Consider the following 15000-nt stretch of genomic DNA (forward strand, 5'->3'; position numbering starts at 1 on the left):
CAGGCAGGTTACCCACGTGTTACTCACCCGTCCGCCGCTAATCATCAGGGAGCAAGCTCCCATCTGATTCGCTCGACTTGCATGTATTAGGCACGCCGCCAGCGTTCGTCCTGAGCCAGGATCAAACTCTCCAAAAAAGTGTTTGATTAGCTCATAAAAAATTTAAAACATTGACGTTTTGTTCTGTTTAGTTTTCAAAGATCAAGATTAGTTACTTTCAATGAAGCAACTTTTATATATTATCACACCGCATTACTTATGTCAAATACTTTTTTTATAGTAATTTTGAATTTAGTATTTCAGCGACGTTTAATATAATATCACCTATTACAATCAAAGTCAATATATACATTAAAAATTCCTCTTGCGGAGGAATTTCTAATGTATAATCCATGTTTGTATGATCGTTAGTCCAATTACTCCAGGAATACCTAACATACCTGATATGGCTGTTGTAATTAAATTAATTGGAACATGAATACCGTAGCGGCTGCCAATTGCATTTAAAAAAAACAAGAACACTGCACCGATAATAAATCTTATAAACAATTGGCCAATCCATTTAACAGATTTCCCTGATGTTCCTGCAGCTAATAATATCAAAAGCAATACAATGATAATGGATGCAACTAAAACAGCGGTCAATTTTTTCCACTCCTTATTTCTGCTTGGTACTATTCATTTTATGAACAGATTGTCCAAAAAGAACAGTAATACAGAAATATAGGTGTGTTATATCTTTATTCTTAAATTTCTCTTTTTAGCTTCTCGAAATAAAAAGAAATATTTCGCCTCCGCTGTCAATTTATAATAATTTAGTTCCTCATCATATTCAAAACTCATATCAACTAAAGATTTTTGATGTAGCCAATCTTTTCTTGCCGTTGACATTAAATTAATCAGCTTTTGATCATACTCTTCCCTCAATTTAAATTTACGACCAAACAAGAAATTCACCCCGCTTTACACTTCTCGTCTTCCCTCAAGCGCTTTGGATAAAGTTACTTCATCTGCATATTCTAAATCTCCGCCAACTGGTAAGCCATGAGCTATGCGGGTTACTGTAATACCGGACGGTTTCAAAAGCCTGGAGATATACATTGCGGTTGCTTCTCCTTCAATATTTGGGTTAGTAGCAAGAATGACTTCTTGAACTGTTTCATCTTGTAGCCTTTTTAATAAATCCGGAACATTTATATCCTCTGGCCCTATTCCCTCCATCGGAGAAATAGCCCCATGTAAAACATGGTATAAGCCGTTAAATTCCTTCATTTTTTCCATTGCTATTACATCTTTCGGATCTTGAACAACACAGATAATACTCTTGTCTCGTCTTTGATCTGCACAAATATAGCATGGGTCTTGATCCGTAATATGTCCGCAGACGGAACAATAACCAAGATTTCTTTTTGCATTGACAAGCGCCTTTGCAAAATCAAGTACAGTTTCTTCCTTCATATTTAGCACAAAAAACGCCAGTCTTGCAGCCGTTTTCGGGCCAATTCCTGGCAGTTTCATGAAGCTATCCATTAGCTTAGTAATAGGTTCAGGATAATGCATCTTTATTTCCCCTTAAAATCCTGGTAAGTTCATTCCTTTTGTAAATTGCCCCATCTTTTGGTTCGTTAATTCATCTGCTTTCTTTAAAGCATCATTTGTTGCAGCTAAAACCAAATCTTGCAGCATTTCAATATCTTCAGGATCTACAACCTCTTCTTTAATATTCACTTCTAAAACTTCTTTATGCCCGGAAACTATTACTGAAACCATTCCTCCGCCAGCAGTTCCCTCAATACGCTCTTCCCCTAATTGTTCTTGTGCTTCTGCCATTTTTTTTTGCATTTTTTGCATTTGCTTCATCATATTTTGCATATTACCCATTCCACGCATTTACATCATCCTCCAAAATTTTAATCCTTTATTTCCATTAAATCAGTACCGACTATTTTTTTTGCTTCAGCAATAAAAGGATCTTCTTCAGTTTGTTCATGTGATTGCTCTTCAGAATCCATGCTGTTTTTCAAATAATCCTCCCTGACATCATTCCATTGATTTTCTGGAATGCCAGCTACCTGATAATTCATCCCAGTTAGCTCTTGCAATATAGAGGAAATTGCCTCCAAAAATGTATGGTTTTCCATTGCCATTTGACAGTGAATCTCATACTTAAATTTCAATACAAAGGCGTTGTTTGAGGCTGCAACAGGTTCCGCTTCATTTAACAATGCTGCCTGAGAACGCATTTGGCGGTTATTCAGCATTTCGAGCATATCGCCCCAACGGCTTTTAATAAGTTGCAGGTCCTGTTTTGTTGCTCCTTTTAATATATCATGAATTCTTCCTGTTTGTACCTTATAACCTTTGCCTATTCGCGCAGCTTTTTTCGGAGCTTGTGGCTTTTCTTCATGAGTAACAACCAAACCTTGCGTCTTTAAATTTTTTAATTCCTCTTCCAACCTCTCTATTTTACCGAGAAGCTTTTGAATATCACCGTTTTGGTCTGTTGTTGGTGATGATTTTATTTCACATAATCGTATTAATGCAACTTCAATATACATTTTCGCTATATTGGAAAACTTCATTTCTTGCTGTGTCTTATTTAATATATCAATGTATTCATAAATTTGCTGAGAGGTTATTTTTTTTGAAAGGTTTTGGAAATCTGTATCTACCATTACTCTCTCTATGGATTCCTCTAGATTAGGTGCAGTCCTATACAATAGCATATCACGGTAATACAAAATTAAATCTTCCGTGAATCTTGCAGGGTCTTTCCCTTGATATAAGAGTTCATCTAGTGTTTGCAGTGCCTGTGCTACATTATTGTCATTTATTGAAATTGCTAATTGATTTAAATATTCCTGTGAAATAGCACCTGTAACAGTTAGAGCATCTTCTACCGTAACAGCTTCATCACTAAATGAAACAGCTTGGTCTAATAAGCTTAGAGCATCCCTTAGTCCGCCTTCCGCTGCTCTTGCTATTATTTCAAAAGCTTTTTCTTCAAATTGTATCCCTGAGCCATTTGCAATATGCACCATTCTTTTGATAATATCTTTGGCTGTTATTCTTTTAAAGTCGAAACGCTGACACCTAGATATAATCGTTAAAGGTATTTTATGCGGTTCAGTTGTAGCTAAAATAAAGATGACATGCTGAGGAGGCTCTTCCAATGTTTTTAAGAGAGCATTAAAGGCCCCAATGGAAAGCATATGAACCTCGTCAATAATATAGACCTTATATGGTACCGCATTTGGCGCAAATTTCACTTTATCACGAATATCTCGGATTTCCTCAACACCATTATTAGAAGCAGCATCAATTTCAATAACATCTGGAATAGATCCATCTGTTATACCTAGACATGCAGCACACTCATTACATGGTTCAGCCACAGGTGCCCTTTCACAATTTATCGCCTTCGCCAGTATTTTTGCCGCACTCGTTTTTCCAGTACCTCTTGGACCTGAAAATAAATATGCGTGTGAAATCTTCTGCTGCAGGAGGGCATTTTGTAGTGTTTTCGTTACATGCTCTTGTCCTGCAACATCCTCAAATGATTGCGGACGCCAAACTCTATATAATGCTTGATACGCCATATCCCTCCCACCTTCTTTTTTGAATTTTTTCTGCCTATTAGCTTCATTTGATATTTGCTTTTTTCCTATTATACCTTATACCATTTTATTTTCACATTTATAAAGGGAAACTTCATCAAAATAATGCAAAAAACTCATCCTATTCGGATGAGTTGTCTATGTAATATAAACTGCCGTGCACCTTCCCTCGACTAGCTCCCATAAGCGTTACTTAAGCAGTTAGCTCGGCTCAGGCAACCCTGCGGCACATGGAATAGTCCACTTAATGCTGCTTCCTTCCGGACCTGACATGGTTCATGGATTTCCATTGCGCAGGACCCAAGCGTCAACACCACTTACTTAAGGCAGACCTTACAGAAAACTAGCCTCAAGAAGGGATTCAGTCCCGCTAGAGCGGATTGCGGGTACAGGGCACCGCTACCTCCCCACCTAGCACGGCAAAGTTGATACCATATTCATTCGCGTTAATTAACGCTAACATCAGTATACTAGTGTTTTGCGAAAAAATCAACGGATATTGGTCTGTTAATTATTGGCCTTATTGCCACTAGCCTTTTCCTGCTTTTTCTTATGGCGAATTTGGCGGAAAAATTGGCTTAAGATTTCACCACATTCCTTTTCTAACACACCACTAGTAACTTCACACTGATGGTTAAATCGATGATCCTCCAACAAATTCATCAGACTGCCAACACAACCTGCTTTTGGGTCATATGCCCCAAATACTACTCTTTTTATTCTGGATTGAATAATCGCCCCACTACACATGGGACAAGGTTCTAAAGTTACATAGAGGATTGCATTTTCAAGACGCCATGATCCAAGTCGATTACATGCTTTTTGAATAGCTAATATCTCTGCATGTGTGGTGGCATTTTGTGTTGACTCTCGAAGGTTGTGAGCGGATGCCAATACTTCATTATCTAAAACTAATACTGCGCCAATTGGAACTTCATTTTTTTCAGCAGCCTTCTTTGCCTCTTCCAATGCAAGAGTCATAAAGTGTGCATCATCCAATGTCATTATATGTACCCTCTAATCTTATTTTATTTCTTGAATTTTTTGCCCAAGGCTGCTTAAAGTTCTTCGATCATAATATGAATGAATATCTTTTCTAGGATACTCACTCGAAAAACAAAACTTATATGATAACAGCCTTGCCTAATTATAACGTAATCTTAATTGAAATCGAAGGATGGTTAAGCTATTGCCAACATACTTAATCATTTTTTTTCATAGTAGACATAGAATGGTTAAGGAAGATAAATAGATGTGTTCATTAAATATGTAAATTCAACATAGAGGAGGGACCCAAATTGCAAATACATGTGGTACGTCCAAATGAAACAGTAACTGAAATTTCTAGGCTATATCAAGTATCAGCAAACGAATTAACCGCCGCAAATGAATTGCCTAATCCTGACAAGCTAGTCCCAGGGCAGGCATTAGTTATTCCCATTGTGGGAAGCTTTTATTGGGTTCAGCGCGGCGACAGCCTAATGTCCATCGCACGTAGATTTCAAACCACAGCAGCGGAACTGGCAAGGGTGAATGGGATTTCTATTAACCAGCCCTTACAGGTAGGTATGAAATTATATATTCCTCAACGGAGAAAGGTAAATGCAGAATTTAACGCCTATGTTGAACCTTTTGGAGAAACTGTTTCCACCAATTTGGAGAACAGTGCACGTGAGGCAGCTCCATACCTAACTTATTTATCTCCCTTTGCTTTTCAGGTGAATCGCGATGGGTCTTTAAAGGAACCACCTTTGGGGAATCTGCCTGATATTGCAAGAAGGAACCATAATGTTTTAGTTATGGCAATAAACAATCAGGAACAAGGGCAATTTAGTGATGAACTAGGAAGAATTATTTTAACAGATCAGGAAATTCAAAATAAATTTTTGAATAATATTGTTGCTACAGCAAAAAAATATGGTTTTCGAGATATTCATATAGATTTTGAATATTTGCGGCCTCAAGATAGAGAAGCGTATAACCAATTTTTACGCAAAGCAAAGGATCGCTTTTCAAAAGAAGGATGGTTCCTTTCAACTGCCTTAGCTCCTAAAACCAGTGCGGGACAAAAGGGACGATGGTATGAAGCGCATGATTACAAGGCCCATGGAGAAATTGTTGATTTTGTGGTTATCATGACCTATGAATGGGGATATAGCGGAGGACCCCCAATGGCAGTATCACCAATTACACCTGTCAGAAAAGTTTTGGAGTATGCTGTAACAGAAATACCTTCCAAAAAAATATTAATGGGACAAAATTTATATGGATATGACTGGACCCTTCCATTTACACCTGGAAAGGATATTGCCAAGGCAATAAGTCCTCAGCAAGCAATACAAATTGCGGCTAATCATAATGTTCCAATAAAATATGATTCTGTTTCCCAGGCACCTTATATTGACTACGAAGATGAATCAAGAAAAAAACACAAGGTTTGGTTTGAAGATGCGAGATCCATTCAAGCAAAATTTGACCTGCTTAAAGAATTAAACCTTCGAGGGATGAGCTATTGGAAACTTGGACTTTCCTTCCCACAAAATTGGCTATTAATCGTAGATAATTTTCATGTTGAAAAAAAATAGACTAAAAACCCCCTATATCATTAAGGGGGTTTTAAATTTTTACAATTATATTCCGTACCACACATTCTTAACATGTGCTAAAATATCTATTAGTGATTTTTTTACAATGTGTATCATTTACTCATGGATCGTGTCATGGTAAATGAGCCGAGGAGGACAACAAATGGAAGCTCTACCGTTTATTACGGTTGAAGGGCCAATTGGTATTGGGAAAACCTCTCTTGCAAAAGCAATTTCTTCTCATTTTCAATATCATCTTTTAAAGGAAATTGTAGATGAGAATCCATTCCTTGAAAAATTCTATGATAATATCGAAGAGTGGAGTTTTCAGTTAGAGATGTTTTTTCTTTGCAATCGCTACAAGCAGCTTGAAGATATAAATAGTCATTATCTCCAAAAAAATATGCCAGTTGTGTCCGATTATCATATATTTAAAAATTTAATATTTGCTAGACGTACTTTAAAAACGGAACAATACCAAAAATATCTGCAAATATATAATATTTTAACGAATGATATGCCGGAACCTAATTTAGTTATTTACTTGAATGCCAGTTTAGATACAGTAATGAAACGAATTAAAATGAGAGACAGAGATTTTGAAAAAAACATAAGTGCAGATTATTTAAAGCAATTATCAGCAGACTATGATCTTTTTATGGATAATTTTGAACGGACTCATCCTCATGTTCCTGTTTTGCGCTTTAATGGTGACGAACTAGATTTTATTCAATACGAAGCTGATCTTCAGTACATTATGAATCAATTATCCTTAACTTTACAAAAAGGGGTACAGTGTTATGGAACTTCGCAATAAATATGGTATTTCAAATAATACCGTCATTACAATTGCTGGTACTGTAGGTGTTGGCAAATCAACTATGACAAACTCTTTAGCAAAAGCATTGGGTTTCCGTACATCCTTTGAAAAGGTGGACTCAAATCCATATCTTGATAAATTTTATAGTGACTTTAAAAGATGGAGCTTCCATTTACAAATTTACTTTTTAGGAGAACGTTTTAAAGAGCAAAAAAGAATTTTTGAATATGGCGGCGGTTTTATACAAGATCGTTCCATCTATGAAGATACTGGAATATTTGCAAAAATGCATTATGAAAAAGGTAATATGTCCGAGGTTGACTATGAGACATACAAAAATCTATTCGATGCAATGGTAATGACACCATATTTTCCACATCCCGACCTACTTATTTACCTTGATGGTTCGATTGAGGATGTATTAGAAAGAATTGAAAAACGTGGAAGACCTATGGAGCAGAAAACACCTGTGGAATATTGGATTGAAATGCATAAACGTTACGAAGACTGGATTAATACCTTTAATGCATGTCCTGTCCTACGTCTAAATATAAATGATTATGATTTAATGAATGATGAAGCAAGCATCGAACCAATCATTGAAAGAATTAGTTCTTTTCTTAAGCAAACACAATTATTAAGAAAATAATATATGTTAAAAAAGTCGCCTTATTAGGGCGACTTTTTTTGGGACAAGTAACTTTTAAAAAACAAAAAATTCGTTACATAAGTAACGAATTTTAAATCTCCAATGATTTATGCGCGTTGAAAATATATATGGCGGAGGAAGAGGGATTCGAACCCCCGCGCGGTTTAACCCGCCTGTCGGTTTTCAAGACCGATCCCTTCAGCCAGACTTGGGTATTCCTCCGTATCGACAAGTAATAATATATCAAATAACAAATTGCTTGTCAACAAGATAAATGATTTTTTTTGACTCCCGCTTAATAGACTAAGCGGGAGCTAATCTCTCTTTATAGTTTTATAATTTCTACATTTCTCATATAAGGACGCAGTACCTCAGGTATTACTACGCTTCCATCCTCTTGCTGATAATTTTCTAATATAGCAGCAACGGTTCGACCAATTGCCAATCCAGACCCGTTTAATGTATGAACATGTTCAGGCTTGGCATTCGGTTCTCTACGGAAGCGAATGTTAGCTCTGCGTGCTTGAAATGCCTCAAAGTTACTGCAAGAAGAAATTTCACGATAAGAATTATAACTTGGAATCCAAACCTCAATATCGTACTTTTTGGCAGCTGTAAATCCTAAATCTGCAGTACACATACTCAAAACACGATATGGTAATCCGAGTAATTGAAGGACTTTTTCGGCATGACCAGTTAATTTTTCAAGCTCTCCATATGATTCCTCAGGCTTTACGAACTTCACCAATTCCACTTTATTAAATTGATGTTGACGGATTAAGCCTCTCGTATCACGTCCTGCTGAGCCCGCTTCAGAACGAAAACATGCACTAAACGCTGCATAGCTGATTGGGAGCTGATCTCCGTTCAAGATCTCATCCCGGTGCAAATTCGTGACTGGTACTTCCGCTGTCGGAATGAGAAAATAATCCTCACTCTCTACCAAAAATGCATCTTCCTCAAACTTAGGGAGTTGACCGGTACCTGTCATACTTGCACGATTCACTAAATATGGAGGTAATACTTCTTCATAGCCATGCTCTTCAACATGAAGATCTAACATAAAATTAAAGAGAGCACGTTCTAATCTTGCCCCTAAACCTTTATAAAATACAAATCGGCTACCCGTAACTTTTGCTGCACGTTCGAAATCTAATATATTTAAGTCCGTTGCAATATCCCAATGTGGTTTAGCTTCGAAATCAAAATCCCTTACCTCTCCCCATTTTCGAATTTCAATATTGTCATCCTCAGATTCCCCAATAGGTGTGCTTTCATGAGGAATATTTGGAATAGACATTAGAATTCGCTCCAATCTCTCCTCTACCGTGCGCAATTCCTCATCAAACTGTTTTATTTTTTCTCCTACTTCACGCATTTCAATGATTAGCTCATCCGCATTTTGCTTTTCTCTCTTCATTTGGGCAATTTTTTGACTTACTTCATTCCGTTTGCTTTTTAATTCCTCAGTAACACTAATTAATTCTCGTCTTTTTGTATCTAATTCCTCAAATTTTTCAAAGTCCGTTAAGTCTTCCCCACGATGCTGTAATTTTCCTTTTACCTCTTCAAAATTTGCTCGTAAAAATTTAATATCAAGCATTTGTATTTCCTCCTTTTCTTTCATAAAAAAACAAAAAACCCTCGTCCCTAAAGAAGGGACGAGAGTTACCCGCGTTGCCACCCAAATTGAAAGCAAAAATGCTTTCCACTTACATCGATAACGGTTTTACCCGAAAGTACTTACTAGTATGAAACATTCGGTACTTCACTCGAGGATGGATTCACAAATCTTCTTTATCGGTTTACACCTGCCACCGACTCTCTAGAAAAGAAAAACCTGCTACTATTTCCTGTCAATGATTTGGTTGATTTTAAATGATAATTTACTACAAATTTTACCTAATTGCAACAGTTTCTATTCATTTTTCTTTTGATTTTTTACCATATCAACAAAATACTGTGTCAGTCTGTTATCATCTGTCAATTCAGGATGAAAGGAACAGCCAAGCAATTGCCCTTCACGCGCGGCAACAATTCTTCCTCCATGCTTAGCAAGCACTTCTACATTTTCTCCTGCCTCTACAATATGAGGTGCACGAATAAATACAGCAGGAAAATCATCTGCTACTCCAGCAATATCTAAAACTGTTTCGAAGCTTTCTTTTTGACGACCAAATGAATTTCTTTCAACCTTAACATCCAAGACACCAATATGTGGCTGTTCATACCCTACAATAGATTTAGCCATCAAGATTAATCCCGCACATGTACCGAACATTGGTTTCCCTTGTTCAGCAAATAGCTTGAGCTCCTTTATAAAATCGTATTTGTCTATGAGCTTTTGCATTGTAGTGCTTTCTCCTCCTGGAAGAATTAATCCACCTAATTCGGCTAATTGTTCTTTCCTCTTTACAACAACTGCTTCAGCGCCACATGATTGAATAGCATTTACATGCTCCCTAACAGCCCCTTGAAGACCCATTACACCGATTCTAACCATCTTGGTGATTCTCCTTACCAACCACGCTCTTGCATACGAGATTCTCGTGATAGTAATGATATTTCAATACCCTTCATTGCAGAACCAAGATTTTTCGAAATTTGCGCAATTAGTTCATAATCTTGGTAATGTGTTGTTGCTTCCACGATAGCTCTAGCAAATTTCGCCGGATTTTCAGATTTGAATATACCAGAGCCTACAAAGATTCCATCTGCCCCTAGCTGCATCATCAAAGCCGCATCAGCAGGTGTCGCAACTCCTCCTGCAGCAAAATTTACAACAGGAAGTCCGCCATACTTTTTGATTTCTAGTAATACTTCATAAGGAGCACCAAGTATCTTTGCTTCTGTCATTATTTCATCTTCATTCATACTTATTACTTTTCTAACCTGTGCATTTACTTTTCTTATATGTCTTACAGCTTCCACAATATTTCCTGTTCCTGGTTCCCCTTTTGTACGAAGCATGGAAGCTCCTTCTCCAATACGGCGAGCTGCTTCTCCAAGATCACGGCAACCGCAAACAAATGGTACTGTATATTCCTTTTTATTTAAATGGAATTCCTCATCTGCAGGAGTTAATATTTCACTTTCGTCAATATAGTCAACACCCATTGCTTCTAAAACTCTAGCTTCTAGAATATGTCCAATTCTGGCTTTGGCCATTACAGGTATTGTTACTGCATTCATCACCTCTTCAATAATACGAGGATCTGCCATTCTTGCTACTCCACCAGCTTTACGAATGTCCGATGGGACACGTTCCAATGCCATAACAGCAACTGCACCGGCTTCTTCCGCAATCTTTGCTTGCTCTGCGTTAATTACATCCATAATAACGCCGCCTTTTTGCATTTCTGCCATGCCGCGTTTTACTCTATCAGTTCCTGTTTTCATAAAACACTACCCCTTTTTTCTTTAAAGTGAGATTCCTATTAAGATTTTATGTTTAATAAACATTAAAAAGACACCATGTCAAGATGGTGTCTTTAAAAACTGCCATTGTATTATATTCCTTAAAACCACCCTTTTACCGTTGAAGTAACACTACCCCATATACCAGAAAAAAAGTGTCCAATTCCTCTCATCATTAAAACGAACCAGTTTGCCTTATCTACATCATTAGCCGCTACCACATCAACACTAGCCGATTTTTGACCATATAAAAATCCTAAATCATGTGAACCTTTATATTGTGCTACCAGTTTGCCGACAACTTCATTCTTTTTCACTGGTGCAACTAGATTACCGTCATTATCAAGCTTTTTCTTGTCTAGAACTAAGACAGGCTTATAATTCTTTTCTTCACCATTTTTCACAACTAGTTGAAGTGGTTCTTGTGTATTTATTTTTACGCTTTTTTCTTTCCCTTTTAATACAGGTAAAGTTTTATGTTTACTAATTTGATAGTTTTTAGGGTAAACTTCTTTAACAGAGAAATTACTGAAGGCATAGTCCATCATTTTTTTCGTTTCATCAAACCTTGAGCTTTTAGTACTATGTCCTTTTCCATCGGTTGCATTCAAAACGACAGTGATAACTCGCATCCCATTACGCTTAGCTGTTCCTGTAAAACAGGAACCTGCAAAATCAGTGGTACCAGTTTTTAAACCATCGACTCCATTGTCTTTAGAACCATATATTAATGATGGAAGCATCCAGTTCCAGTTTTCCATATTAATATTTTCACCTGGTCCTGCATGAAAAACCATTTTTGGAATACTCGATGTTTTCAACATTTCCGGATGATCATTTACTAAATGAAAGGCAAGTTTTGCTGCTGCTCTTGCAGACATTACATTTTCTTCAGTAGGGCCACCATATTTTTTAGGATACATACCTTGTAAATCTGAGTTATTTAATCCCGTGCTATTTACGAATTTGTAATCCTTCAATCCCAGTTCCTTTGCTTGTTCATTCATCATCTTCACAAAATTTGTTTCTGAACCTGCAATCGTTTCAGCAATTGCTATAGTTGCGGCATTTGCTGAATAAATAGCCATGGCATGGTATAAATCGATAATCTTATACTTCATGTCTTTTCTTAATGGAACATTTGAAAGAGTAGTATTATGGGAGATTTTAACCACATAATCACTCGGAGTATATTCTTGATCCCATTTTACTTTTCCGTCTTTAATAGATTCTAATAAAATATATTCTGTCATCATTTTTGACATAGATGCAATACCTAATGCAGTGTCTGCATTTTTTTCATAAAGCACCTTTCCAGTACTCGCTTCAATTACAATAGCAGCATTAGCATGAACATCTAAAATATCCTCACTTGCAAAAGCACTTTTCGGTAATTGAAACATACTAACTATTAATATTAATGCCAATGCACCGGCAAGAAATTTTTTAAGTTTATTTTTACCCTTCACTACAAACCCTCCATCATGATGAAATATACGCTTTCGTTATTGTAACATAGTTCGATTCTATTGAGTAGACGGAGGATATACCTAAGTAAAACAAAAAATGGTAGAAAACTGTTTTTTTAGTACAGATTTCTACCATTTTTTTATATTATATTCTCTTGAATGTTATGATAAGGAATAATTTGGAGCCTCTTTTGTTATTTGAACATCATGCGGATGACTTTCTCTAAGTCCTGCCCCAGTCATTCTAATGAATTGAGCTTCCTCCCTCAGAGCTTTTAGATCTTTAGTTCCACAATAGCCCATTCCGGATCGTAAACCGCCTATTAACTGATAAATAACCTCTTGTACGGATCCTTTATACGGAACCCTACCTTCAATTCCTTCTGGAACAAATTTTTTCGCATCCTCTTGAAAATAACGGTCTTTAGATCCTTGTTCCATTGCGGATACAGATCCCATACCACGATATACTTTAAAGCGGCGTCCTTGATAGATTTCCGTTTCTCCAGGACTTTCTGTTGTTCCAGCTAATAGACTTCCAAGCATAACAGCATGACCACCGGCAGCTAATGCTTTCACCACATCTCCGGAATATTTAATTCCACCATCTGCAATAATAGCTTTTCCTTGCTTACGCGCCTCTGTAGCACAATCGTAAATAGCAGTAATTTGCGGTACACCCACTCCTGCTACAACACGAGTAGTACATATAGAACCCGGACCTATACCAACTTTCACCACATCAGCTCCAGCTTCAAATAGTTCACGGGTTGCTTCAGCTGTTGCAACGTTTCCGGCAATAATATTTAAATTAGGATATGCTGCTCTAATTTCTTTTACCGTATTGATCACTCCAAAGGAATGTCCATGTGCGGTATCAATAACAATAACATCAACATTAGATTTAACAAGTTTTTCCACTCGTATTAAAGTGTCCTTTGTAACACCAACTGCTGCTCCAACTAGAAGTCTTCCATGCTTATCTTTGGATGAATTTGGAAATTCTATAACTTTTTCAATATCTTTTATGGTTATTAATCCTTTTAGAACACCATTATCATCTACTAGTGGAAGTTTTTCAATTTTACGTTTTTGAAGAATTTGTTCAGCTTCCTTTAATGTTGTACCAACAGGGGCTGTAACTAAATTTTCCTTTGTCATTACATCTGAAATTGGGATAGAGAAGTCTTGAATAAAGCGAAGATCACGGTTTGTAATAATACCTATTAATTTTTGTTCCTCCTCATTATTTACGATAGGAACACCAGATATACGATACTTACCCATTAAATGTTCTGCAGAAAATACTTGATGATCAGGAGTTAAAAAGAAAGGATCTGTTATAACGCCGCTTTCGGAACGTTTAACTTTATCAACTTGCTCAGCTTGCTGTTCAATACTCATATTTTTATGAATAATTCCAAGTCCACCTTGTCGTGCCAAAGAAATTGCCATTTCTGCTTCTGTTACGGTATCCATACCGGCACTAATAATCGGCATATTTAATTGCAGTGTTTCTGTTAAAGCAACCTTTAAGCTTACATCTTTAGGCAATACCTCTGATTTAGCTGGAATTAAAAGAACATCATCAAAAGTTAAGCCTTCTTTTGCAAATTTTGTATCCCACATAAATATTCCCTCCTGCACCAAAAAAATATTATTAGTAGGTTATCAATTGGATAAACTACTGTCAAGTACATACAAATATGTTCCACTTTTCTAATAATTTGGAGGTCCTATTATTGGATAGAAAAAAAATATGGCAGCAGTTAAACCATTTCCAATCTGCGAATTTTACTCAGAACTATTTAAAAAGTTGTTATAAAAATATCCCGGATGAGGGTGACTATAGCAAATGTGGATATGATAATTGTTTTCCTTTTATATATTATTTAGACCATGGTAAATTATATTACGATCAAGCAAGTATTGCTCCGTTGGCAATTAAACCAGTTCTTCTCTTTTACGGTCTAGTCCACCTCATAAAAGCATGTCTTTTAACAGTAGATCCTTATTATCCGGAAACTACTTCTGTACTCGCACATGGAGTTACATCACGCAAGAAAAAGAAACAGCAATATCAATTTATTTATGACGAAGTCAAGATTCAAAAACTCGGTTTATTTACCCACTTTTCAAAACAAATGTTTCACGTGAAACATTTAGAGGGTGAAAAGTTTATTATGAAGGACTTATTAATGCAGTTACCGGAAATGGACAGTTGTTTTGAATTTTTCCATAACACAAATATGATATATTTACACCGTAATGGTAATAAATACACTATTCCCTACAATGTTTTGGATTATTATCATAGAACGTTAGAATCCTTTAAAGAGTATATTGAGACCAAGAGTGTCTCCCCTGTTCAATGGCTGGAAGAAGAAAATCATCATATATCTTTTATAAGTGAAAAGGAACTATCTCTTCCATTTCGATATCA

General features: G+C 36.5%; 15 protein-coding genes, 1 tRNA gene, 1 other RNA gene and 1 other annotated feature (1 of these 18 only partly in view). Of the genes, 4 read left to right on the top strand and 13 right to left on the bottom strand.

Features of this window, described 5'->3' with window-relative positions; translation table 11 throughout:
* Nucleotides 1–378: 378 nt before the first annotated feature.
* The 7 genes from KHA87_RS21905 to tadA all read right to left on the bottom strand — a co-directional run bounded on the left by KHA87_RS21905 (nucleotide 379) and on the right by tadA (nucleotide 4622).
* Entirely contained in the window at nucleotides 379–645 is a 267-nt protein-coding gene (locus KHA87_RS21905) for a pro-sigmaK processing inhibitor BofA family protein (protein ID WP_213096202.1), read from the bottom strand.
* A gap of 87 nt (nucleotides 646–732) precedes the next feature.
* Nucleotides 733–948, bottom strand: a complete 216-nt coding sequence (locus tag KHA87_RS21910; protein WP_249310737.1) for a YaaL family protein — start codon at nucleotides 946–948, stop codon at nucleotides 733–735.
* A gap of 15 nt (nucleotides 949–963) precedes the next feature.
* Entirely contained in the window at nucleotides 964–1560 is a 597-nt protein-coding gene (gene recR, locus KHA87_RS21915) for a recombination mediator RecR (RefSeq protein WP_213096200.1), read from the bottom strand.
* Nucleotides 1561–1572: 12 nt separating this feature from the next.
* On the bottom strand, nucleotides 1573–1890 hold the full coding sequence (locus tag KHA87_RS21920; RefSeq protein ID WP_213096199.1) for a YbaB/EbfC family nucleoid-associated protein: 318 nt from the start codon (nucleotides 1888–1890) through the stop codon (nucleotides 1573–1575).
* A 20-nt stretch (nucleotides 1891–1910) separates the two neighbouring features.
* The gene (gene dnaX / locus KHA87_RS21925) at nucleotides 1911–3599 is read right to left on the bottom strand and encodes a DNA polymerase III subunit gamma/tau (RefSeq protein ID WP_213096198.1); all 1689 of its coding nucleotides are present in this window, start codon (nucleotides 3597–3599) and stop codon (nucleotides 1911–1913) included.
* 173 nt (nucleotides 3600–3772) lie between these two features.
* Nucleotides 3773–4037, bottom strand: an RNA gene (ffs, locus tag KHA87_RS21930) — signal recognition particle sRNA large type.
* Nucleotides 4038–4124: 87 nt separating this feature from the next.
* A complete protein-coding gene (tadA, locus tag KHA87_RS21935) occupies nucleotides 4125–4622 on the bottom strand; it encodes a tRNA adenosine(34) deaminase TadA (RefSeq protein WP_213096197.1) in 498 nt (165 codons plus the stop codon).
* Nucleotides 4623–4915: 293 nt separating this feature from the next.
* On the opposite strand from tadA, the gene KHA87_RS21940 reads away from it, so the two are divergent.
* From KHA87_RS21940 to KHA87_RS21950, 3 genes are all read left to right on the top strand, one after another.
* The gene (locus tag KHA87_RS21940) at nucleotides 4916–6202 is read left to right on the top strand and encodes a glycosyl hydrolase family 18 protein (protein ID WP_213096196.1); all 1287 of its coding nucleotides are present in this window, start codon (nucleotides 4916–4918) and stop codon (nucleotides 6200–6202) included.
* Nucleotides 6203–6365: 163 nt separating this feature from the next.
* On the top strand, nucleotides 6366–7019 hold the full coding sequence (locus tag KHA87_RS21945; protein WP_213096195.1) for a deoxynucleoside kinase: 654 nt from the start codon (nucleotides 6366–6368) through the stop codon (nucleotides 7017–7019).
* On the top strand, nucleotides 7003–7671 hold the full coding sequence (locus KHA87_RS21950; RefSeq protein ID WP_213096194.1) for a deoxynucleoside kinase: 669 nt from the start codon (nucleotides 7003–7005) through the stop codon (nucleotides 7669–7671). Before KHA87_RS21945 ends, KHA87_RS21950 begins: the two co-directional genes overlap by 17 nt.
* 129 nt (nucleotides 7672–7800) lie before the next feature.
* On the opposite strand, the gene KHA87_RS21955 is transcribed toward KHA87_RS21950, so the two are convergent.
* The 6 genes from KHA87_RS21955 to guaB all read right to left on the bottom strand — a co-directional run bounded on the left by KHA87_RS21955 (nucleotide 7801) and on the right by guaB (nucleotide 14186).
* A tRNA-Ser gene (locus KHA87_RS21955) sits at nucleotides 7801–7893 on the bottom strand.
* 103 nt (nucleotides 7894–7996) lie between these two features.
* Nucleotides 7997–9274: a serine--tRNA ligase gene (gene serS, locus KHA87_RS21960; protein WP_213096203.1), complete on the bottom strand. Its 1278-nt coding sequence runs from the start codon at nucleotides 9272–9274 to the stop codon at nucleotides 7997–7999.
* Between the two features lie 51 nt (nucleotides 9275–9325).
* Nucleotides 9326–9540: a binding site (T-box leader), on the bottom strand.
* Between the two features lie 49 nt (nucleotides 9541–9589).
* Nucleotides 9590–10174 (bottom strand): pyridoxal 5'-phosphate synthase glutaminase subunit PdxT, encoded by a 585-nt coding sequence (gene pdxT / locus KHA87_RS21965; protein ID WP_213096204.1) that lies wholly within the window; start codon nucleotides 10172–10174, stop codon nucleotides 9590–9592.
* A gap of 14 nt (nucleotides 10175–10188) precedes the next feature.
* Entirely contained in the window at nucleotides 10189–11070 is an 882-nt protein-coding gene (gene pdxS, locus KHA87_RS21970) for a pyridoxal 5'-phosphate synthase lyase subunit PdxS (protein ID WP_213096205.1), read from the bottom strand.
* A gap of 119 nt (nucleotides 11071–11189) precedes the next feature.
* Complete coding sequence (locus tag KHA87_RS21975; RefSeq protein WP_213096208.1) at nucleotides 11190–12491, bottom strand: serine hydrolase; 1302 nt, start codon at nucleotides 12489–12491, stop codon at nucleotides 11190–11192.
* A 228-nt stretch (nucleotides 12492–12719) separates the two neighbouring features.
* Nucleotides 12720–14186, bottom strand: coding sequence for an IMP dehydrogenase (gene guaB, locus KHA87_RS21980; RefSeq protein ID WP_213096206.1), 1467 nt, complete (start codon nucleotides 14184–14186; stop codon nucleotides 12720–12722).
* A gap of 113 nt (nucleotides 14187–14299) precedes the next feature.
* Between guaB and KHA87_RS21985 the strand changes: the two genes are divergently transcribed.
* On the top strand, nucleotides 14300–15000 hold the 5' portion of the coding sequence (locus KHA87_RS21985) for a YaaC family protein (protein ID WP_249310740.1). It continues 244 nt past the right edge of the window; 701 of the gene's 945 nt are visible here — the first part of the coding sequence; its start codon is at nucleotides 14300–14302; its stop codon lies off the right edge, out of view.

The organism is Bacillus sp. FJAT-49736, from assembly GCF_018343615.1.
Lineage (GTDB): Bacteria > Bacillota > Bacilli > Bacillales > Bacillaceae_C > Margalitia.

Coding starts and splice junctions, on each gene's coding strand:
- KHA87_RS21945 (WP_213096195.1), top strand. CDS start 6,366: ATGGAAGCTCTACCGTTTATTACGGTTGAAGGGCCAATTGGTATTGGG.
- dnaX (WP_213096198.1), bottom strand. CDS start 3,599: ATGGCGTATCAAGCATTATATAGAGTTTGGCGTCCGCAATCATTTGAG.
- KHA87_RS21950 (WP_213096194.1), top strand. CDS start 7,003: ATGGAACTTCGCAATAAATATGGTATTTCAAATAATACCGTCATTACA.
- pdxS (WP_213096205.1), bottom strand. CDS start 11,070: ATGAAAACAGGAACTGATAGAGTAAAACGCGGCATGGCAGAAATGCAA.
- serS (WP_213096203.1), bottom strand. CDS start 9,274: ATGCTTGATATTAAATTTTTACGAGCAAATTTTGAAGAGGTAAAAGGA.
- guaB (WP_213096206.1), bottom strand. CDS start 14,186: ATGTGGGATACAAAATTTGCAAAAGAAGGCTTAACTTTTGATGATGTT.
- KHA87_RS21920 (WP_213096199.1), bottom strand. CDS start 1,890: ATGCGTGGAATGGGTAATATGCAAAATATGATGAAGCAAATGCAAAAA.
- recR (WP_213096200.1), bottom strand. CDS start 1,560: ATGCATTATCCTGAACCTATTACTAAGCTAATGGATAGCTTCATGAAA.
- tadA (WP_213096197.1), bottom strand. CDS start 4,622: ATGACATTGGATGATGCACACTTTATGACTCTTGCATTGGAAGAGGCA.
- KHA87_RS21975 (WP_213096208.1), bottom strand. CDS start 12,491: ATGTTTCAATTACCGAAAAGTGCTTTTGCAAGTGAGGATATTTTAGAT.
- pdxT (WP_213096204.1), bottom strand. CDS start 10,174: ATGGTTAGAATCGGTGTAATGGGTCTTCAAGGGGCTGTTAGGGAGCAT.